We start from the raw sequence: 20,072 nt of genomic DNA, 5'->3' as shown, positions 1-20,072 counted from the left end.
AAATTTTTTCTTTTCATTGGTGCACCTGTGTTGTTCTGAGGTGAGCATATCACCTCTGTTCAGGTGGCCAAATTCAGTAAACCACTACAGTTTCGGTCATCGCTGATAGTCGAGATTTCGGAGCTGTAGGCTGACGTTGAGTGGACGAGATCGTATTAGTGAACGTCGGCTTTGTGCCAGAAGCGGACATATCTTCAGATATTCTTATGGTGAAAAAACACAGCCATCAATTATTGTTCAATATCAATAATCAAAGTATGTTAGAGTTTCATTCGTAAAGAAAATCTCATCAGAAAAATGCTTTATCACAGTGCCAAAAGTGGATAATCTATCACCTATTCATCTAGAGTTCGTTAGGTTTCGTTATCATTCGATTCAATGTTCTTATACAAGGAGTAGTTAGTCTCTATGAGTGTCATAAAAGATTTTTTAGAACAATATAGCAAGCAGTATGATTATTATTCTGAGTTGGCAAAAATTGGCTCAAACTTGCTCGAGCAGGAATTGGAAAAGAGAGGGATTAAAGCCATAGTTTCATTCAGAGCTAAGCGACCAGACCGCTTAGAACAAAAACTTAATCAAAGAAATGAAAAGTCAGCATATGCAGATGTTGCTAATATATATGAAGATATCGTCGACCTGGCCGGTGTTCGAGTAGCTTTATATTTTCCAAAAGATAGAGAAGTAGTTGATGAAACTATTAATTTTTTATTTAACGTCCGAAAAAAGAAAAACTTTCCAGAAGCATCTTATAAACCTAAGTTTGAAAAAAGGTTTTCTGGTTACTGGGCATCTCATTATCGTGTCAATTTGAAAAACTCTAACCAAAATAAGAAGCGTTACGAAAGTGCATTATTTGAGATTCAAGTAGCATCGGTTCTTATGCATGCCTGGTCGGAAGTCGAACATGACCTTGTTTACAAACCTCTAGCAGGCGATTTGTCTGAAGAGGAACTTGCAATCCTGGATGAGATTAATGGATTAGTGCTTACTGGCGAAATAGCTCTTGAAAGACTTCAAAAAGCCATAACAAAAAGAACTAAAGAAAAAGATAATATTTCAAGTAGATATGAATTAACGAGTTTTATAACCAACTCACTTAATAAGAATTATATAAACAAACTTAAATTAGGTGATACTAAAATTTTATTTAATTATCTCAAAGATAATTCTAGCATAAGCGTCAGTGAACTTTCTGAATATTTGCGTAAAATTAATCAAAGTGAAAAAGAAACAATCACAGATCAATTGCTTCTTATGATTATTAATGATTCATACAAGAGCGCTGGAAGTAATTTAAATCTTTCAAATTATTTCAAACATGCTCTTGGGGAACATAAGGATGTATCAGGGTTTGAGTCATTTGTTAAAACATGGATTTTACTAGAAAAAGCAGTGTCTTTAATTCACAATCAAAACAATCGCCAGCACAAAAAATTCTTCACCGCAAAATTTGAGCCATTGGTTTCTGACGGAGTGCTGACGCGGGAAGAGTCAATTGAACTAAACTATTTTAAAAGAATTAGAAATAACTTACTTCATGGTATAGAAACACCTAACGATAAAGATCTAAACGAAATGTTCGTTAGGTTGTTAGCATTAACTGAGAAGATTATCTCATCTATTAAAAATGATGATGATAAAGCTAAATTGCTCAAAGAAATAAAGGCGTTGAGTGATTAAAATATGAGATAAAAATCATGGTCATAGACTAATTATTGTTTTGTATTCAGAGCCTGAATCTAAGCAGAATGATATGTCCGCTCCTCGCTTACAGCGGACCTTCTGCTCAGTTACCTAGTCCGCTTCGTGCCAACAGCGGATATCGGTGGGAACTTTAACCAGTAGTTAGGGAGCGATGGGAAGCATAAATGCAGAATATTAGTACCGGACTAGGGATCATTCAGTTTTCTATTAAGTAAAAATGTGGCATAAATTTTAACCGTGGCTGCTGCCAAAACCCGTAGGCATGTAGTGTGGGACTAATAGTGTATAACAATAGGTTAAATGAATATGATTGTTGAAGCGACAGAACTGTTAAGTGCTTTTGTAAAAGAAGAACAAGATAAAATTGAAAGCATCAACATGCCACATATGCCAACGTTGGGGAAAGCCTACGAGGAGATTACGAAACACGGTATTAACCAATCATTTTCAATCCCTAAGGGGTTGGATCTCTCTGTTGTTAGCGGATTCATCCGCGTTGGGGAAGAGCAACTACCCAATCAGATAGATTGCATGTTGGTGAAAGGCAAGGGGGATAAATATGGATTAACGGATGAATATATATATGATATAGAAAATGTATTAGCTATATTTGAGGTAAAGAAAACTCTTAATAAAGATGATTTTATCGATGCATATGAACATTTGGCTATTCTAAGAAAGAAATATAGTGAATATTTTTCTGGGAAAATGGATGCTATGGAGTTGAGGCCAAATATAAATGTGGCTTCGGAAATTTTTTCAAAAATAACAGGTGTATGTGGCCCAATTAACTATGATGACATTTTTCATTTAGATAATGAAAGTCAAGTGTTGTTTTACTCGTTAGTAATTGAACAGTTGGCGCCAGTGACAATTATTCACGGGTATGGTGGGTATAAATCAGAGAAAGGCCTAAGAGATGTCTTTTTGGATTATTTAGATGAAGATAATTACTTAAAAAACCTTACAAAGAAAAAGAAAAAAGAGAAAGAAAAAAATGCAGGTTCCATTAGCATGATTAGAGGCATAAATAGTATTCCGACTCTAATAACTGCAAATGAGTTTTCGTTAGTGAAAACAAATGGTCTTCCTTATTCTTTTTCAAAAGAAAGGAATAAAAATGACTGGGCGGTTATAGCTTCGGGAAGAGATAATCAACTTGGGATTATGCTTGAATTAATTTGGAGTAAAATATCCATTCAGTTCGGTATAAGTATGCCATGGGGCAATGATGATCATGTCGAAGAATTAGCCCCATTACTTTATGCTAAGGTTGTTAAAAAAGATGAATCATTAGGTTGGTACTATAGGTCATTCGAGATGTCCACGAAAAAATTAAAATCGCTTCTGCCTTCGAAATATGAGCCGTTAAAAATTTCTAACGGAGCAATTCATTTGGTTCGTAAATTGCCATTAATGCCTGATGGATATATAATAAATAACGAAAGTCGAAATGAATTTAATACAAAAGGATTTAATCTTGACGAGGTGATTGCGGAACTAATATCCACATCATATTTTGCACTTAATGGTACTAATTTGCTTACAATTCATTCTGCAACATATATATGCGATTTTGATGAGTATGGTTTCATAGATAGTCAATTTCAGCGGCTAAAATCATGGTGTGATAATAATGAAGTGAATGCAGGAATTACTCATTGTGTCATTTTAAGTTGACTTGATGAAGAGTCCGCTTTCGTCAGGTTACGATGTTAGTTAACGTATTCATCAGTAATACAGAGTAATCTCCTTAGGAAAAGTTTATGCCAAAAGCATTGCCGAGGTTACTCTATTTCTGGATTTCCCATTTCATCTTGGCTCACCTACAACAAAGCGCTTATCAACAGGGGCTCCATGACTTTCAGGCTGGATGATGAGGTTATTCGGGCCTAGTATGAGTCAGCAACACCTTCATCACGTGGGTACCCTCAGTGCTATTCTGACCTCGTTATCACGACTGTCCTGGTGATTAAAAGTGTATTCTGGCTAACCCTGCGGGCTGTACAGGGCGAAGTGCTCCCCTTTAATAAAATACGTCAATGCTAATAATCCCCGTTCCGACTCGATTGCGAACTTCCGCTTATCGCTCACAGCAGACCTTCACCTCTGTCAGTTCGTCCAATCCGTTCCAATTACAGACGTTAAAATAGCCCGTACACTTAAAACGATGCGGAATGACTTCTATTTGTTAACTGCTGTGATAAATTAATTAACATGACGCTAACGCCTTAAGTGATTTTTAATCGGGAGTTTATTCATGTTTTGGGAATCGGAAAGATTGATTTATAGGCATGCGGTAATGTCAGATTTGGAGTCTCTCTTTCGCATCTATGGCGATCCGAGGACGCACATATTTAATCCTGCAGGGCCCCATCCTGATATTGAACGTTCAAGGCAATCTCTTCAGCGCCGGATGTCTGACAGAAAAGTCTATGGGTTTGATGATTGGGCCATCATGAGAAAGGACAAACCAGATTACATCATTGGTTTCGGTGGCGTATTTGCCAGTGAATTTAATGGCAAACTTACTAACAACTTAGGTTACAGATTTGAGCCGGATGCATGGGGTAAAGGTTATGCAACTGAGCTTTCTAAAAGAGCTTTACTCTACGGATTTGAAGAAATTGGCCTACAAGAAATTGTCGGCGTCGTCCGAGAGAATCATCTGGCCTCAAAGAAAGTGCTCGAAAAAGTGGGCATGAACTTTGTTGAAAGAATAACGAATACTGAGAACCTTCCTGCGGGCCTTATGTTTAGTATTTTGCGCACTGAATGGCTGGAGTGTAACTCCAGATAAATTGCTGGATTCTTGCTCTATCTCTCGAGTTGTTCAACTTCCATTTCTCGCTCGATGCAGACAGAAACAAATCTCTCCGGATAAAGACTTTTATCCCCTCACCCATCGCAGTATTCTCGCCAGGCATCTGCAAAAACAGGTGCCGGGATTGGCCTCCTGCAAATCTTAGTGGGGACACAGTGGCGCGTTTGTGCCATTGACGATTTCACCTTGTGTAGTGGAGTACAATCTATGACATCCCTCCTTTCCCCTGACTGCGATTTACTGACTATCCCTTTTAGCGCTTCAACAGATTTTCTCGATCTGGCCGAATGCTGTGACCGTTTTGCTGAAACCCTGATTGAGTGCGGCCGTGACGAAGACGATTATAAGCTGGCGCTGTTAGGCCGACTTGGCTCCTGTCTGGCCTTGCTGGCCCCGACGCTGAACGACCCTATTCCGGCACATCTGATTGAGCGGCTGACCGTCGATAAACTGCCTGAGCCACAATCCTGGTTCGAACCGGACCACGATGCGCTGTGCGCGTACTGCCAGGCGCTGACACAGCTCCTGAGCCAGCACACGTTGCCGCCTGAAATGGAGGTAACGCTGCGCGGATTATTGTGTGAGCTGGTGTGGATGTTCGCAGCAGATATGAAAGCGCCGCGCTGGGAGCGTTAACAAACAGAGCTATGAATTGCCCGGCGGCACTGCGTTTGCCGGGCCTACGCGTAGCGCCAGCAGGCATTCTTTACCTTTCGGAAGAACAAAGCCTGGGTTCAGTCATCTACGGAACTCAGGCTTTTCTGCCCTTTTGCCCCTGATTGACCGGTTTTCGTTTGCGCTGCACACGTAGTGCATCGACGACCAATGAAAACGCCGGAGAAGGTTGTTTGCGGCTGGGGTAGTAGAGGTAATAGCCAGGGAAAGGCTGACACCAGGGATCCAGCACCCGAACGAGCCGCCCTGCCTCAATATGCGACCCAAATTCTTCTTCCGGCAAAAACGCGATCCCCAACCCCGCCAGCGCGGCATAAACAATGTGCTCTGTAGTATTAAACGTCAGCTGGCCGCTCACGCGCACATTCAGATCGCCGCCGTCCTGGTCAAAATCCCACACATATAATCCACCGGATCGGACCATCCGCTGGTTAATACAGCAGTGTTGCGTCAGCTCATGCGGCGTTTGTGGGATCGGATAACGGGCGAAGTAATCCGGCGACGCAACCGCCGCCATGCGCAATTCCGGGCCAATCGGGATGGCTATCATGTCTTTATCAATGGTATCGCCCAGGCGCACACCTGCATCAAAACGATCGGCCACGATATCGCGGAAACCGTGGTTGGCATCAAACTCAATATGGATATCTGGATACTCGCGCAGCAGTGGCGTCAGCTTGGGTAACAGCGTGGTGCGTAACACGTCTGGCCCGCACGTGATGCGCACCGTCCCGGCGGGTTTATCCCGCAACTCTGTGAGCAACTCCAGCTCGGCCTCAATCTCATCAAAACGGTTGCCGATGGCCTGTAACAACCGTTCTCCGGCTGTCGTGGGCGACACGCTGCGAGTGGTGCGCGTCAGCAGGCGGATCTGCATCCGTTCTTCGAGGGCGGAAATCGCCTGGCTGAGCGCAGGTTGCGTCACGCCCAGATGCGCCGCCGCGCGGGTAAAGCTCCCTTCCCGGGCAACGGTGACAAAATAAAGCAGGTCATTCAGATTGCGTTTCATCCGCCAGACATCTCCAATTAATAAGCAGAACTTATAAGCCCATTAAGTATTCATTAGCTAGTCAGCCTACACCCCTCATGTGAAAATTTCAGCAACAGATAATCGTGAACAGCATTCGCCCAGCCCATCCCTGAAGGTTGCCTGGCCGGATGTCAAGGTAGAAGAGAATGCCCACAATGACCCGTGAAATACCCACTCACCAACAGCACGCCTACTGGAGCGGCGTTTTTGCAATGACGCTCTGCGTCTTTGTGCTGATCGCGTCAGAATTTATGCCGGTAAGCCTGCTGACGCCCATCGCCTCCGATCTGGGCGTCAGTGAAGGGCTGGCCGGGCAAGGGATTGCGATTTCCGGGGCGCTGGCGGTCGTGACCAGCCTGTCGCTCTCGACGCTTGCCGGAAATCTGAACCGTAAATTTCTGCTGCTGGGAATGACGGCGCTAATGGCAATTTCTGGCGCAATCGTCGCGATGGCGACCAGTTATCCCGTCTACATGCTGGGCCGGGCCTTGATAGGTATCGCGATCGGTGGATTCTGGTCGATGTCTGCGGCCACCGCGCTTCGGCTGGTGCCTGAGCATCTGGTGCCTCGCGCGTTGGCGATTTTCAACGGCGGAAACGCGCTGGCCACTGTGATAGCCGCCCCGCTCGGTAGCTATCTCGGGGCGGTGGTTGGCTGGCGCGGGGCCTTCTGGTGCCTGGTCCCGGTGGCGATCGCGGCGTTCATCTGGCAGTGGATAAGCCTGCCGCTGATGGCGGCCGATAAAAACCCGCGTTCCGGCGGCGCTATTTTTCGTCTGTTTACCCGTCCGGTGGTAGCGATTGGCCTGCTGGCCTGCGGCCTGTTCTTCATGGGGCAGTTCGCCTTATTCACCTACGTCCGCCCGTTCCTCGAAACGGTGACGAAAGTGGAGATAGCCACGTTATCGCTCATTTTGCTGACCATCGGCGTCGCGGGGTTTATCGGTACGTTGGTGATCAGCCGCTGCCTGAAGGCTGGCTTCTACCCGACGCTCATCGCCATCCCCTTACTGATGGCGGTCATCGCCGGGACATTGATGCTGTCGGGGCAAAACGTCTGGGTAGTTGCGCCGACGCTGGGGTTCTGGGGGCTGCTGGCAACGGCGGCGCCCACCGGATGGTGGACCTGGGTGGCCCGCACGCTGCCGGACGATGCCGAAGCAGGCGGTGGCCTGATGGTCGCCATTATCCAGCTGTCTATCGCGCTGGGTTCTACCCTCGGCGGCCTCGCGTTTGACCACATCGGCTGGCAGAGCACCTTTACCCTGAGCGGAGGGCTGTTGATTGCCGCCGCCGGGCTGACATTCCTGACATCACGTAAAACACTTCACGCACACTAAGAGGATGCATTCCATGAAAAATATAACCCTGGCGCTGGGGCTGTTACTCGGCTCATTCGCGGCCACCGCGGCTGACATGTCAAAAGGCGCGGATAACTTCTATAAAAGCGATAAAGTCACTCAGCAAAAGGTGACGTTTAAAAATCAGTATCAGATGAAGGTAGTGGGCAATCTGTTTATCCCGAAGACACTGAATCAGAACGTTAAAAATCCGGCCATTATCGTCGGCCACCCGATGGGGGCGGTGAAAGAACAAAGCTCGAATCTGTATGCGCAAAAACTGGCGGAACAGGGCTATGTGACCCTGGCGATCGACCTCTCTTTTTGGGGCGAAAGTGAAGATAAGCCGGGTCATTTGATTTCGCCGGAAATCTATTCTGATGACTTCAGCGCGGCGGTCGACTACCTGAGCACCCAGCCCTATGTTGATCCGGAGAAGATTGGCGTGCTGGGCGTCTGCGGCAGCGGCAGCTTCGTGATCAGCGCAGCGAAAATCGATCCGCGCATGAAGGCGATTGCCACCGTCAGCATGTATGACATGGGTTCGGCTTTCCGAAATGGCCTTAATCATTCCCAAACCGCAGAGCAGCGTCAGGCGTTTATTAAATCGGCAATCGAGCAGCGTTTTGCCGAATTTAAAGGCGCAGAGAAGGCGTACATTCCCGGAACCGTCAATAAACTGGATGATTCGACCCCAGCTATTCAGCGCGAGTTCTTTGATTTCTATCGCACTGCGCGAGGCGGCTATACCCCTGAGGGCGAGAAAGAAGAACTGACCACTAAACCCCTGCTGAGCAGCATAGGCAAGTTTATGAACTTCTATCCGTTCAACGATATCGACACCATTTCACCGCGTCCGATGCTGTTTATCACCGGTGACCAGGCCCACTCGAAAGAGTTTAGCGAAGATGCCTATCAACGCGCCGGACAGCCAAAAGAGCTGTATGTTGTTCCGGGCGCAGGGCATGTTGATTTGTATGACCGCACTGACCTGATCCCGTTTGAGAAACTGACCGCGTTCTTCAACGCTAATCTTAAATAACGATCCACCCGGCGGCAGGCCTGCGTTTTGTAGGCCTGCTAAGCGAAGCGACAGCAGGAGAAAGTGCTTGAATAATCAACGATGGGCGCAGTCATTCAGCCATCCGGGCGTTTAAGTGGTTAAAATAAAAAACATAAAACGTTGCTAAATTAATTTCGCTGTGTCTTAATAGCGTCATCGGTTTGGAACACAGACCTTATGAAAGCAGTTTTAGTAAAGCAGTCCTCAGTTCGGTGTTATCGTTAGATACTCTCCTTCATGAGCCTCCTCCTAAGTGCCAAATAAGAAAGGTCTCTAATTACAGACCCTCATCGCCGCCTTACTACGTGGCTCAAATAATTAAGGAAGTATCTATGTCTAACAAAATGACTGGTTTAGTAAAATGGTTCAACGCTGATAAAGGTTTTGGCTTCATCACTCCTGACGACGGCAGCAAAGATGTATTCGTACATTTCTCTGCAATTCAGAGCGATAACTTCAAAACTCTGGATGAAGGTCAGAAAGTGTCCTTCACCATCGAAAACGGCGCTAAAGGCCCAGCAGCTGGCAACGTATCCCCGCTGTAAGCCGCGCTGATTATCAGTGTACCTTACAACCGCGATGAAGGCACTAGCCTGAGCAGTTAAGAACCACTGATGATAAAAAGAACCCGCCAAGTGCGGGTTTTTTATTGCCTAAAATTTGACGCCCCCCGCCTAATTCAGCCTGGTCTCATGCATAAGTCAGGATCATAAGGTACACTTTTTATCATGTTGAATAATTTGGATAAAAAGGATGACTGACTTCCCACCCAGCTTATTGATCTTAAATGGCAAAGGTGCCGGTGAACCCGCACTTCGCGAAGCCATAAACCAGTTGCGTGAGGACGGCGTGGAAATCCACGTGCGCGTGACGTGGGAGAAAGGCGATGCGGCGCGCTATCTGGACGAAGCCTGCCGGTTGGGCGTGGCAACGGTGATCGCTGGCGGCGGCGACGGCACCATCAATGAAGTCGCTACCGCAATTATCCAGTGTGAAAACAGCTATATTCCGGCACTCGGCCTTCTGCCGCTCGGCACCGCCAATGATTTTGCTACCAGCGTCGGCGTTCCGCCTGAACTCGATAAAGCCCTGAAACTGGCGATTGCGGGCAACGCCACGGCGATTGATATCGCGCGGGTCAACGACAAAACCTGCTTTATCAATATGGCGACCGGCGGATTCGGGACGCGGATCACCAGCGAAACACCGGAGAAACTGAAAGCAGCGTTAGGTGGCGTGTCGTATCTGATCCATGGCCTGATGCGCATGGATACCCTGAAACCCGACCGCTGTGAAATTCGCGGCGAAAATTTCCACTGGCAGGGTGACGCGTTGGTGATTGGGATAGGTAACGGGCGTCAGGCGGGTGGCGGGCAGCAGCTTTGCCCGGATGCCTTAATCAATGACGGTCTGTTACACCTGCGTATTTTCACTGGTGAAGAACTGCTCCCTGCACTGTTTAACACTCTCTCCCGCCCGGAAGAGAGCCCGAACCTGATTGATGGCGTATCGTCGTGGTTTGAAATCACCGCCCCGCACGACATTACCTTTAATCTCGACGGAGAACCGATGAGCGGGCGGGAATTCCGGATCGAAACCCTGCCCCATGCCCTGGAATGCCGTCTTCCGCCGGGTTGTCCTTTATTGCGCTGATAAAAAAGCCTCCTCCTGAATCAGAAGGAGGCTTTTTGTTATAACGAGTATCAGGCGATGGTCACTTTCTCGTCCAGATACACATCCTGCACCGAGTTAATCAGCTTCACGCCCTCGGCCATCGATTTCTTGAACGCTTTACGACCCAGAATAAGGCCCATCCCACCCGCACGTTTATTGATAACTGCAGTGCGAACGGCATCGACCTGGTCATTGTCCCCTGCTGCCCCGCCAGAGTTAATCAGCCCTGCGCGGCCCATATAGCAATTAGCTAGCTGGTAACGCACCAGATCGATCGGGTTATCGGTGGTCAGCTTGCTGTAAACGCGCTCATCGGTATAACCGAAGTTCACCGCCTTGTAACCGCCGTTATTCTCCGCCATTTTCTGCTTCACGATATCCGCGCCAATGGTCGCTGCCAGATGGTTAGCCTGACCGGTCAGGTCGGCGGAAACGTGATAATCCACGCCATCTTTTTTAAAGCCGGAATTACGCAGATAGGCCCACAGAACGGTCACCATGCCCAGTTCATGCGCACGTTCAAATGCGGCGGAGATCTCTTCAATCTGGCGACGCGACTCTTGCGAGCCGAAATAAATGGTCGCCCCGACCGCCACCGCGCCCATATTGAAAGCCTGTTCGACACTGGCGTAGAGCGTCTGGTCGAAGGTGTTCGGGTAGCTGAGCGTCTCGTTGTGATTGAGCTTCACAAGGAACGGGATGCGGTGAGCATAGCGGCGCGACACACTCGCCAGCACGCCATAGGTCGAAGCGACACAGTTACAGCCCGCCTCAATCGCCAGCTCAACAATATTTTTTGGGTCAAAATAGAGCGGATTAGCGGCAAATGAGGCGCCAGCAGAGTGCTCAACGCCCTGGTCTACCGGTAAAATAGAGAGGTAGCCGGTGCCCGCCAGACGCCCGGTGTTATACAGGGTCTGCATGTTACGCAGAACGGCTGGGGGACGGTTGTTGTCAATCATCACGCGATCGACATAATCAGGGCCGGGAAGATAAAGCTGTCCGGACGGTATGGTCATACAACGATGCTGTAAAAGGCTGTCGGCGTCTTTGCCAAGCAACTGCGCAATATCAGTCATAGTGATAACTCCCGTAAGTGCCAGCGGCGCTGGCATGAATGTCCTGTGCCCATGTTTAAGGCAACCCTAAGCTTGGTCTTCTGAGCGCGATTTTGCCAGCCCATGTGTGCGCTTTTAAGCACATTCCGCTGGCACGATTCAGGTACGAAAAAGTGTTAAGTCGCTCATGAAATCACCGCAAAGGTATTTAAAAGGTATTATTCAATGGTAGTGTGCAGGCGTACCTTACCTGTCATGAAGGATTTAAAGATGAAAACTACAGTGAAGCTGTCGTTCATGATGTTCGTGGAGTGGTTTATCTGGGGGGCGTGGTTTGTGCCTCTGTGGTTATGGCTGAGCAAAAACGGCTTCAGCGCCGGGGAAATCGGCTGGTCGTATGCCTGTACTGCCATCGCGGCGATCCTCTCGCCCATCCTGGTCGGCTCGCTGACTGACCGCTTCTTTCCGGCACAGAAAGTGCTGGCAATACTGATGTTCGCCGGGGCGATTTTGATGTATTTCGCCGCGCAGCAGACCACCTTCCATGGCTTCTTCCCGTTGCTGCTGGCCTACTCGCTGACCTATATGCCGACTATCGCCCTGACCAACAGCATTGCTTTTTCCCACGTGCCGGACGTCGAGCGCGATTTCCCGCGCATTCGCGTGATGGGCACCATAGGCTGGATTGGTTCCGGCCTGGTGTGCGGTTTCCTGCCGCAAATGCTCGGTTATAACGATATCTCCCCGACCAGCTTTCCGCTGCTTCTCACCGCTGCCAGCTCGGCGCTACTGGGCGTTTTCGCGCTGTTCCTGCCGGATACGCCGCCAAAAAGTACCGGCAAAATGAGCCTGAAAGTCATGCTCGGCCTGGACGCGCTGGTGCTGCTGCGCGACAAAAACTTCCTCGTCTTTTTCTTCTGCTCGTTCCTGTTCGCCATGCCGCTGGCGTTCTACTACATCTTTGCCAACGGCTATCTGACCGAAGTCGGGATGCATAACGCCACCGGCTGGATGACCCTCGGCCAGTTCTCCGAAATCTTCTTTATGCTGGCGCTGCCGTTCTTCACCAAGCGCTTTGGTATTAAAAAGGTATTATTATTAGGTCTGGTGACCGCGGCCATTCGCTACGGCTTTTTCGTCTATGGCGGCGCAGAGCATTACTTTACCTACGGCCTGCTTTTCCTCGGTATTCTGCTGCACGGCGTGAGCTACGATTTTTACTACGTGACCGCCTACATTTACGTCGACAAAAAAGCGCCGGTGCAAATGCGCAACGCCGCGCAGGGGCTGATTACCCTGTGCTGTCAGGGCTTTGGCAGCCTGCTCGGCTACCGTCTCGGCGGCGTGATGATGGAGAAAATGTTCGCCTATAAAACGCCGGTCAACGGCCTGACCTTCAACTGGGCCGGGATGTGGACCTTCGGGGCGGTGATGATCGCCGTGATTGCCGTGTTGTTTATGCTGTTCTTCCGTGAATCGGACAGAGAAATTACCGCCATCCCCGTCGACAGCGACGCGCGCGACATGGCGATGACACATGAGGAAGTGAAATGAAACATCAACGAATTCTCGGGGCCTTGTACGGCCAGGCGTTAGGCGATGCGATGGGTATGCCATCAGAACTGTGGCCGCGCTCACGCGTAAAAGCACACTTCGGCTGGATTGACCGTTTTCTGCCAGGCCCGGCGGAAAACAATGCCGCCTGCTATTTCAATCGTGCGGAGTTTACCGACGATACCTCGATGGCGCTGTGCCTGGCCGATGCGATTATCGAATGCGACGGCGAGATCGTACCGGACGTAATTGGCCGCCACATTCTGGCGTGGGCAGAAGGCTTCGACGCGTTCAATAAAAACGTGCTCGGCCCGACCTCGAAAATAGCGCTGAATGCCATTCGCGACGGTAAACCGGTCAGCGAGCTGGAAAACAACGGCGTCACCAACGGGGCAGCGATGCGCGTCTCCCCGCTGGGCTGCGTGCTGCCGACTGCTGACCTCAATGCCTTTATCGATGCGGTCGCGCTGGCTTCCAGTCCGACGCACAAATCCGATCTCGCTATCGCCGGAGCGGTAGTGATTGGCTGGGCCGTCTCCCGCGCGGTGGACGGCGAAAGCTGGCAGAACATCGTTGATGCACTGCCCGCCGTCGCCCGTCAGGCCCAGGAAAAACGGGTAACCACTTTCAGCGCCTCGCTCTCAATGCGTATCGAACTGGCGCTGAAAACCATCCGCGAAGCCCACGGCGTGGAATCCGCCTGCGAACAGCTTTATCAGTTGGTCGGTGCAGGCACCAGTACCCTTGAATCCGTGGCCTGCGCGATTGCGATGGTCGACCTGGCAGGTACCGACCCGAACCGCTGCGCGATTTTGTGCGCCAACCTGGGCGGCGACACCGACACCATCGGCGCGATGGCTACCGCCATCTGCGGGGCGTTGCACGGTATCGACGGGATTAACCCAGCGCTGAAACAGGAACTCGACGCGGTGAACCAACTCGACTTTGACCGCTACGCCACCGCCCTGCTGCGCTATCGCCAACAGCGGGAGGAACGATGCTGAATGACAAACTGAGCCAACTCCGGCAGCAGCGCCCGGTAACGGTCATCGGTTCGGCGGTGATTGACGTCATCGCCGATGCCTACGCCCTGCCCTGGCGTGGCTGTGACATCGAATTACAACAGCAGAGCGTCAATATTGGCGGTTGTGCGCTGAACGTGGCGGTAGCGCTGAAACGTCTCGGCATAGAATCCTGTAACGCCCTGCCACTCGGCCAGGGTGTGTGGGCCGATATCGTGCGCAACAACCTGACTCGCCAGGGCATTCACAGCCTGATTGAAACCAACAAGGGTGACAACGGCTGGTGCCTGGCGCTGGTCGAACCGGACGGAGAGCGCACCTTTATGTCGTTTACCGGGGTGGAAAACGCCTGGGACGAGGACTGGCTGGCACGTCTGCCGCAGCACGCTGACGGCCTGGTTTACCTGTCCGGCTATCAGCTTACCGCCCCCTGCGCCGAACGCCTGATTGGCTGGCTGGAAGCGTCGCCTGGCGTGACGGCGCTGATCGACTTTGGGCCACGTATTGCAGATGTGCCTCCGGCACTGTTTGCGCGGATCATGGCCTGCAAACCGCTCATCACCCTGAATCGCCAGGAAGCGGACATTGTTGCCGAACAGCAGACGTTTCCCACCGATGTTGAACAGTTAGGCAAAGCCTGGCTTGAACGCTGGCAGGCACCGCTGATAGTGCGCCAGGATAAGGACGGGGCGTGGTATTTCAGTGAGGCGGCATCCGGCCAGGCTGCGGCGTTCCCGACCACGGTGGTCGACACCATCGGCGCAGGCGACAGCCACGCAGGCGGCGTGCTGGCAGGATTGGCCTCAGGATGGTCGTTGGCCGAGGCGGTCACACTGGGTAATGCGGTTGCATCCTGGGTGGTCAGTCACCGCGGCGGCGACTGTGCCCCCACTCGCGACGAATTACTCCTCGCACACAAACACGTATAAATCGCTGCGGCAGTAGCTGATGCTGTATTCAATCGGCCGCTGCTGCTGATCCAGCGCCACCTGTTTAATCACCAGCACCGGGATTTTGTCATCCATTTTGATGTGTGTCTGAAACTCAGCGTCCGGCATGCGGGCGCTGACGCGTGACCGGGTCCGCTGGGGGTAAATATGCTGGCTGCGAAAATAGTCGTACAGTGAAACCCCGATGTCGTCGGCATCCTTGATTAGGTGCGACGGTACCCACGACTCCTCAATCGACACCGCCTCTTCATCAACATAACGAATGCGCTTGAGTAAAAAGACCTCGCTTTTCGGCTCCAGCGCCAGCTGTTCGGCCACTTCTGACGGACATTCCACCACCCGCTTGTTGACCCACAGCGTGTCCGGTTTTTTGCCCCGCAACACCACCTGCTGGGAAAAACCGCGCGCCTCTTTCAGCGAATACTCAAAGATGTTGTTGATCTGGGTACCGTAGCCACGCGCCCGCGTGACCACACCTTCATCTTCCAGGGTCTGCATCGCCTTGCGCACAGTAATGCGCGACACGCCGGTAAGCTGGCTCAGGTCTCGCTCGCCGGGCAAAATATTGCCATGCTCCAGCCAGCCGCTGCGCACCGCGTTCTTTACCGTTTCGGCAAATTTCAGGTACAGCGGCGTGTTATCGGCAGCGGCGATGCGCTCGTTCAGTTGCGCGAGAAGCCGGGTATGCGCTTGTTCCATCTCTGGTTTCCTGGCTAAAAGTTTCAGTCAGTATACTACCACCATGCGTGAAAATGATGCACCGGCCCGATACCGCTCCCGACCTCCAGCGAGTCCGCCTGTGCCAGCGCCGCCGACAGCCAGGCTTTGGCTTCCAGCACCGTTTCCCGCCAGCTGTTATAGCGCGGATGCAACGCCGCTAAGGCTGCCGACAATGTACAACCGGTGCCGTGGGTATTTTTGGTCCGCACGCGCGGCGCGGTAAAACGCATTTCGCCCTCGCGGGTAAACAACCAGTCCGGGCTTTCAACATCGTCCAGATGACCGCCCTTCATCAGCACCGCCTCGCAGCCCAGGGCCCGCAGCGCCCGGCCTTGCTCGAGCATTTCCCTTTCATTACACGCATGAGGCGCATCCAACAGCGCCGCGGCTTCCGGCAGATTGGGGGTAATCAGGGAGACCTGCGGCAATAAGCGTTTACGCAACGTAGCGATCGCCGACGCTGACAGCAACGGATCGCCGCTTTTCGCCAGCATCACCGTATCGAGCACCACGTTAGTGATGTGATAACGTGCCAAACGTTCGGCCACGGCTTCAACGATATCCGTTTCAGCCAGCATACCGATTTTAGTGGTGTCGATGCGCACGTCGCTAAACACTGAGTCCAGCTGCGCGGCGACAAAATCGGGTTCGATGCGATACACCGACTGCACGCCCTGGGTATTCTGCGCCACCAGCGCGGTGACCACCGAACAGCCGTAGGCCCCGAGTGCCGAAAACGTTTTGAGGTCCGCCTGAATCCCGGCCCCGCCGCTCGGGTCTGTGCCTGCAATGGTGAGCGCGTTAATCCGCTTCATGCCTGCCCCTCCGCGTACAGCGCGTCTAGAAATGCCGCCACGAAGCTGCCCGGCCCGGCGCTGTTTTCAGTCGCTACCCCGCCTGCTCGTTTCATTAATCCGCAGGCCGCCGCGACGTTATCGAGCCTGTCGCCCGGCAGCGCACAGCTCGCCGCCACCACCGCCGAAAGCGCACAGCCCGTGCCGACCACTTTGGTCATCAACGAGGAACCGCCGGTAACCCTCACCGTGCGCTGCCCGTCGGTAACGTAATCCACCTCACCGGTGACCACCACAACAGTAGAAATTTGGCGCGCCAGGGCCTGGGCGGCAGGCAGCGCGGTGGCAGCGGTATCGGTAGTATCCACCCCGCGCCCGCCGCGGCTCATGCCCGCCAATGCGAGAATTTCAGAGGCGTTGCCACGAATAGCAGCAGGCTGAAGTGACAACAGCTGCTGGCAAAATTCTGTCCGCAACGTGAGCGCCCCCACGGCTACCGGGTCGAGCGTCCAGGGTTTTTGGCTGGCGTTTGCACTTTCCACCGCGGTTCGCATCGTCGCCGCACGGGATTGCGTCAGCGTGCCAACATTGATCAACAGTGTATCGGCAAAGGCGGCAAACTGTGGGGCTTCGTCGGCATCAATCACCATCGCCGGAGACGCGCCGAGCGCCAACAAAACGTTAGCCGTGAAGGTTTGCACCACATCGTTAGTCATGCAGTGAACCAGCGGCGAACGAGTACGAAAAAGGTGTGAAGTGTGCGCGAGCTGCGCGGAGTTAAGCAGGTCAGGTTGCATAGTTCGCTCCTGCCAGTGGGTGAAGAAGCGATACCCTGCGCGGGTCTCTGACTTCCCTACGCTGGCATTATCCAGATCAGGTGGTACGGGTATTTCTCAGCCTTCACAAAGAAGGGCACCCCGAGTCATTTGGTACAAATTAGCTTACTTTTTGCCAGCTTAGGGGAAGTTGCTTGCTGGTGCAAGCCCGCCCTCATCAGGTCTCGCTTCTTCACCTTAAAGACGCTCCTGACCCCTTTTTTAACCCCCACCCCAGATAGCAAAAAAGGAGCCGAAGCTCCTTTATGATATTACCCATGACCTCATGGATTCCGAGATTCAGTTTTGCGTTCTGTTTTTCTACGTCGTTCCAAGGTGCGGATTACATCCCAGATAAACAGGAACAGCAAATACCAGTAAAGTGCGGAGATCATACGCGAGTGTCCTGGTTCCAGTAGGTTGCTACCGTCCTCAGAGACACCGCCATTTCTTCCGCAGCCCTTTTCTGAGTTAGCCCTTGCGCCTTGTATTCCAGCACCTTCAAACGCGTTTCCTGCTGCTTACCAGCTTTCTTGATTCCAAGGCATTCGATGGTTGAGCCAGGGAAGTAATGGGTTTTGAGGTATTCTGCTGCCGCCATGTCGGGAACGACAAACACCAGAGGGTGATCGGTATCAGTGTTGCGAATGGATGTTCGGCTAAGAAACTGGTAGCACCGTTCAAAATACATAGCCTGACGCTTCTTCTCCATTACCATTTCAAAATCCCAACCGATACGTTCGCAATAGTCAGCCCATCGCTTACGGTCTTTGTCGCCCAGATTTGCACATCCGAGGAACACGGCACAATGAACACCTTGGTAGTTGTTCATTCCGTAGCTCGACATCGAGACAGCTTCCCCTCCCATGCGATCACCAAGCTCAGTGAGTCCGATGGTCTGGAAGTCGCAGATGGTTTTATCCCTGTTAGTGGCGAAGATAAATTCCTTGCCAACAGTCTGTCGAATCTCGTTCAGATGATTGTTAAAGACATTGGCGAGTTCTGACTGCCCCGCTCTTTTGATATCTTCTTGGAGAACAACCACGATCTTGATAGGCACTTTTTTATGCTTACGTCTCTCGGGATCAGGCTGAAGATGTTCACCCGCTTCCTGAACAGCGATCTGAGCGACGTTCTCTGCCATCCAGATAAACCCGCTGCGATTTACACCAGCGCCGAGCACAGTGAAACTCTTTGCCCACGTTGTGGCCTTCAGTATCGGATTATAAGTGTACGCAAAGAAGCTGTATGAAGAATCACATTCTTTATGCATCACGCCACCGCCGTCGAGCGCCACGTAAAGCACTTTCTTAAGATTGTCACTGTTAGCGTGCTTCTCATGGTAATACTTGTACAGATTGTCGTAGTGCTCTTCGCGCAGGTATAGCAGCCCGTTTCGCTCTTCCAGCCATTCCAGGTATGGGAAGTTTTCTGCCGTCCTGTCAGCATGTCGGATCGTTGCTTCTGCCCCAAACCAGCCATCAGGAATCTCGTCAATCACCACATTGTGTTCTGCCAGTAGAGAACGCATCTCAGGATTGAACGTTGCGAGGTGGCAGTAGTTGGTGAAACATTCGTGGGTGGTTATCACCACATTTGTCTGGAAGTTATCAGCCAAGGTGCTTTTCAGGTTGAGAGTCGCCCCTTCAACGAAAATGTGATGGTTTGGGATTCTCAAGCGATTCAGATCTTGCTTGAACTGATCGGCTAAAGCGTGGGTTGGTACTACGATTAAGAATTTTTCTGGGACAACTTCGCGATTGAAGCTGAGAATGTACTCTTTCAGACGGTGGCTCTTTCCTGAGCCGCAAATCGCATTAACAAAGTTTACTACTGGTTTCTTTTCGGTCATTCGGTTCCTCTCGGTTTAGGACTGCTGTTATTAACTCACTCACCAGCGCGGCGGCTGACTTGTCTTCACGGTTGGCACGTTCAACAAGCGCCCTGTGGGTTTCATCAGTGAATCGGATGTTCATTCGGTTGTTCCTCGTTACGTAAAATCTCCTGAAGCTGTTCAATGCGGTAGCTGATCAAGGCCACCCTGAACATCTTGCGTCGTTCGTCGGAGAGATTTTTGTTGTGGGAGTATTGTTGGCAAATCTTGGGGAGCAGCTTTCCGCTGTGTAGGGCTTCGAGCACATCAGTTTTAGTTTGGTACATGTACCTCCTTATTATAACGGTTGTTAACTATCTACTATTCATCATACATTAAATCGGTTGCAAAGTCAACTGTTTTCCGATCAAATTCAACATCTTAACAAATACAGCACAATTTACGATTGCAAAAGCAAAGAATAAATGTTAGTTTTGCCAACCTTTTCTTTCACGCTTCTGTTTATAGCACAATGAAAAAATTGAAAAGTGAACGATAACAATTTAACCATGAGGACTTAATTGACCACAAAACATACAGGAGGATCGATTTGACAGATAACCAAGGGCTTTCCCCAACCGAAGTTGAAGCACTATACACAGAGACATTTCCCCCCCACTCCAGTATCACGCCAGTACAAGTGACAGACACCATCGAACAGAAGTTCGATAATCTCGTGCCATACATCACAGAAGTTATGCATCGTCAGAAAAGAAGCATTCACCCTAAGATTCTGAAGTTCACCACCGATCACGTACGAGTGTGGAAATACCTGCGTGAGAACGAAGTACAAGAAATGACGCAACCCTTACCAGATGGTAAAGTAGAGGTTATAACTGGTATCGTCTTCGATCTAAGTTGCGCCGCTCGTGACCTGGCTATGTGTAGTGGCACACTGAATTTGGCCACCTGAATAGAGGTGATATCATCACCTCACAGAAAAAACAGGTGACATTATGACCGGACGTAACAG

The 20,072-nt window shown here is 50.7% G+C and carries 19 protein-coding genes, 1 pseudogene and 1 riboswitch; of the genes and pseudogenes, 13 read left to right on the top strand and 7 right to left on the bottom strand.

Features of this window, described 5'->3' with window-relative positions; genetic code table 11:
- The first annotated feature begins 408 nt into the window (after positions 1-408).
- The 5 genes and pseudogenes from ACG0Z5_RS22840 (at position 409) to ACG0Z5_RS22820 (ending at position 5,167) form a co-directional block, all read left to right on the top strand.
- Complete coding sequence (locus ACG0Z5_RS22840; protein WP_394451378.1) at positions 409-1,683, top strand: GTP pyrophosphokinase family protein; 1,275 nt, start codon at positions 409-411, stop codon at positions 1,681-1,683.
- Positions 1,684-2,007: 324 nt separating this feature from the next.
- Positions 2,008-3,387, top strand: coding sequence for a DUF6602 domain-containing protein (locus ACG0Z5_RS22835; protein WP_394451377.1), 1,380 nt, complete (start codon positions 2,008-2,010; stop codon positions 3,385-3,387).
- A gap of 114 nt (positions 3,388-3,501) precedes the next feature.
- Positions 3,502-3,756, top strand: a pseudogene (locus ACG0Z5_RS22830) (transposase).
- A gap of 211 nt (positions 3,757-3,967) precedes the next feature.
- Entirely contained in the window at positions 3,968-4,507 is a 540-nt protein-coding gene (locus tag ACG0Z5_RS22825) for a GNAT family N-acetyltransferase (RefSeq protein WP_394451376.1), read from the top strand.
- A gap of 231 nt (positions 4,508-4,738) precedes the next feature.
- Complete coding sequence (locus tag ACG0Z5_RS22820) at positions 4,739-5,167, top strand: hypothetical protein (protein ID WP_319628979.1); 429 nt, start codon at positions 4,739-4,741, stop codon at positions 5,165-5,167.
- Positions 5,168-5,282: 115 nt separating this feature from the next.
- Here ACG0Z5_RS22820 and ACG0Z5_RS22815 read toward each other — a convergent pair whose 3' ends face one another.
- On the bottom strand, positions 5,283-6,215 hold the full coding sequence (locus ACG0Z5_RS22815) for a LysR family transcriptional regulator (RefSeq protein ID WP_394451375.1): 933 nt from the start codon (positions 6,213-6,215) through the stop codon (positions 5,283-5,285).
- A gap of 167 nt (positions 6,216-6,382) precedes the next feature.
- Between ACG0Z5_RS22815 and ACG0Z5_RS22810 the strand changes: the two genes are divergently transcribed.
- The 4 genes from ACG0Z5_RS22810 to yegS all read left to right on the top strand — a co-directional run bounded on the left by ACG0Z5_RS22810 (position 6,383) and on the right by yegS (position 10,292).
- Positions 6,383-7,576 carry an MFS transporter gene (locus ACG0Z5_RS22810; protein ID WP_394451374.1) on the top strand — a complete coding sequence of 398 codons (1,194 nt, stop codon included), beginning with the start codon at positions 6,383-6,385 and terminating at the stop codon, positions 7,574-7,576.
- Between the two features lie 13 nt (positions 7,577-7,589).
- Positions 7,590-8,618 carry an alpha/beta hydrolase gene (locus ACG0Z5_RS22805; RefSeq protein ID WP_394451373.1) on the top strand — a complete coding sequence of 343 codons (1,029 nt, stop codon included), beginning with the start codon at positions 7,590-7,592 and terminating at the stop codon, positions 8,616-8,618.
- Between the two features lie 353 nt (positions 8,619-8,971).
- A complete protein-coding gene (gene cspA, locus ACG0Z5_RS22800) occupies positions 8,972-9,184 on the top strand; it encodes an RNA chaperone/antiterminator CspA (protein WP_022647355.1) in 213 nt (70 codons plus the stop codon).
- 208 nt (positions 9,185-9,392) lie between these two features.
- Positions 9,393-10,292, top strand: coding sequence for a lipid kinase YegS (yegS, locus tag ACG0Z5_RS22795; protein ID WP_394451372.1), 900 nt, complete (start codon positions 9,393-9,395; stop codon positions 10,290-10,292).
- A gap of 50 nt (positions 10,293-10,342) precedes the next feature.
- Here yegS and fbaB read toward each other — a convergent pair whose 3' ends face one another.
- Positions 10,343-11,392, bottom strand: coding sequence for a class I fructose-bisphosphate aldolase (fbaB, locus tag ACG0Z5_RS22790; protein ID WP_394451371.1), 1,050 nt, complete (start codon positions 11,390-11,392; stop codon positions 10,343-10,345).
- Positions 11,393-11,641: 249 nt separating this feature from the next.
- Here fbaB and ACG0Z5_RS22785 point away from each other — a divergent pair, with 249 nt between their 5' ends.
- Genes ACG0Z5_RS22785 through ACG0Z5_RS22775 form a run of 3 tightly spaced genes read left to right on the top strand, consistent with a single transcriptional unit; the run spans position 11,642 to position 14,876 of the window.
- Positions 11,642-12,925: a nucleoside permease gene (locus ACG0Z5_RS22785; RefSeq protein ID WP_394451370.1), complete on the top strand. Its 1,284-nt coding sequence runs from the start codon at positions 11,642-11,644 to the stop codon at positions 12,923-12,925.
- Positions 12,922-13,929 carry an ADP-ribosylglycohydrolase family protein gene (locus tag ACG0Z5_RS22780; protein ID WP_394451369.1) on the top strand — a complete coding sequence of 336 codons (1,008 nt, stop codon included), beginning with the start codon at positions 12,922-12,924 and terminating at the stop codon, positions 13,927-13,929. Before ACG0Z5_RS22785 ends, ACG0Z5_RS22780 begins: the two co-directional genes overlap by 4 nt.
- Complete coding sequence (locus ACG0Z5_RS22775) at positions 13,923-14,876, top strand: PfkB family carbohydrate kinase (protein WP_394451368.1); 954 nt, start codon at positions 13,923-13,925, stop codon at positions 14,874-14,876. Before ACG0Z5_RS22780 ends, ACG0Z5_RS22775 begins: the two co-directional genes overlap by 7 nt.
- Here ACG0Z5_RS22775 and ACG0Z5_RS22770 read toward each other — a convergent pair.
- The 5 genes from ACG0Z5_RS22770 to ACG0Z5_RS22750 all read right to left on the bottom strand — a co-directional run bounded on the left by ACG0Z5_RS22770 (position 14,850) and on the right by ACG0Z5_RS22750 (position 19,386).
- Complete coding sequence (locus tag ACG0Z5_RS22770; protein ID WP_394451367.1) at positions 14,850-15,596, bottom strand: GntR family transcriptional regulator; 747 nt, start codon at positions 15,594-15,596, stop codon at positions 14,850-14,852. The genes ACG0Z5_RS22775 and ACG0Z5_RS22770 overlap by 27 nt on opposite strands.
- 35 nt (positions 15,597-15,631) lie before the next feature.
- Entirely contained in the window at positions 15,632-16,432 is an 801-nt protein-coding gene (thiD, locus tag ACG0Z5_RS22765; RefSeq protein WP_394451366.1) for a bifunctional hydroxymethylpyrimidine kinase/phosphomethylpyrimidine kinase, read from the bottom strand.
- Complete coding sequence (gene thiM / locus ACG0Z5_RS22760) at positions 16,429-17,208, bottom strand: hydroxyethylthiazole kinase (RefSeq protein WP_394451365.1); 780 nt, start codon at positions 17,206-17,208, stop codon at positions 16,429-16,431. Before thiM ends, thiD begins: the two co-directional genes overlap by 4 nt.
- A 36-nt stretch (positions 17,209-17,244) precedes the next feature.
- Positions 17,245-17,341, bottom strand: a riboswitch (TPP riboswitch).
- Positions 17,342-17,617: 276 nt separating this feature from the next.
- Positions 17,618-19,078: a DEAD/DEAH box helicase gene (locus tag ACG0Z5_RS22755; RefSeq protein WP_394451364.1), complete on the bottom strand. Its 1,461-nt coding sequence runs from the start codon at positions 19,076-19,078 to the stop codon at positions 17,618-17,620.
- A gap of 104 nt (positions 19,079-19,182) precedes the next feature.
- Positions 19,183-19,386, bottom strand: a complete 204-nt coding sequence (locus ACG0Z5_RS22750) for a hypothetical protein (RefSeq protein ID WP_394451363.1) — start codon at positions 19,384-19,386, stop codon at positions 19,183-19,185.
- A gap of 263 nt (positions 19,387-19,649) precedes the next feature.
- On the opposite strand from ACG0Z5_RS22750, the gene ACG0Z5_RS22745 reads away from it, so the two are divergent.
- Positions 19,650-20,012 carry a hypothetical protein gene (locus tag ACG0Z5_RS22745; protein WP_394451362.1) on the top strand — a complete coding sequence of 121 codons (363 nt, stop codon included), beginning with the start codon at positions 19,650-19,652 and terminating at the stop codon, positions 20,010-20,012.
- Positions 20,013-20,072: the final 60 nt, after the last annotated feature.

Source organism: Scandinavium sp. M-37 (genome assembly GCF_043558715.1).
GTDB classification, from domain to species: domain Bacteria; phylum Pseudomonadota; class Gammaproteobacteria; order Enterobacterales; family Enterobacteriaceae; genus Scandinavium; species Scandinavium vulneris_A.
The sequence above is the reverse complement of the archived record's forward strand: the minus strand, read 5'-3'. Positions and strand labels throughout refer to the sequence as shown.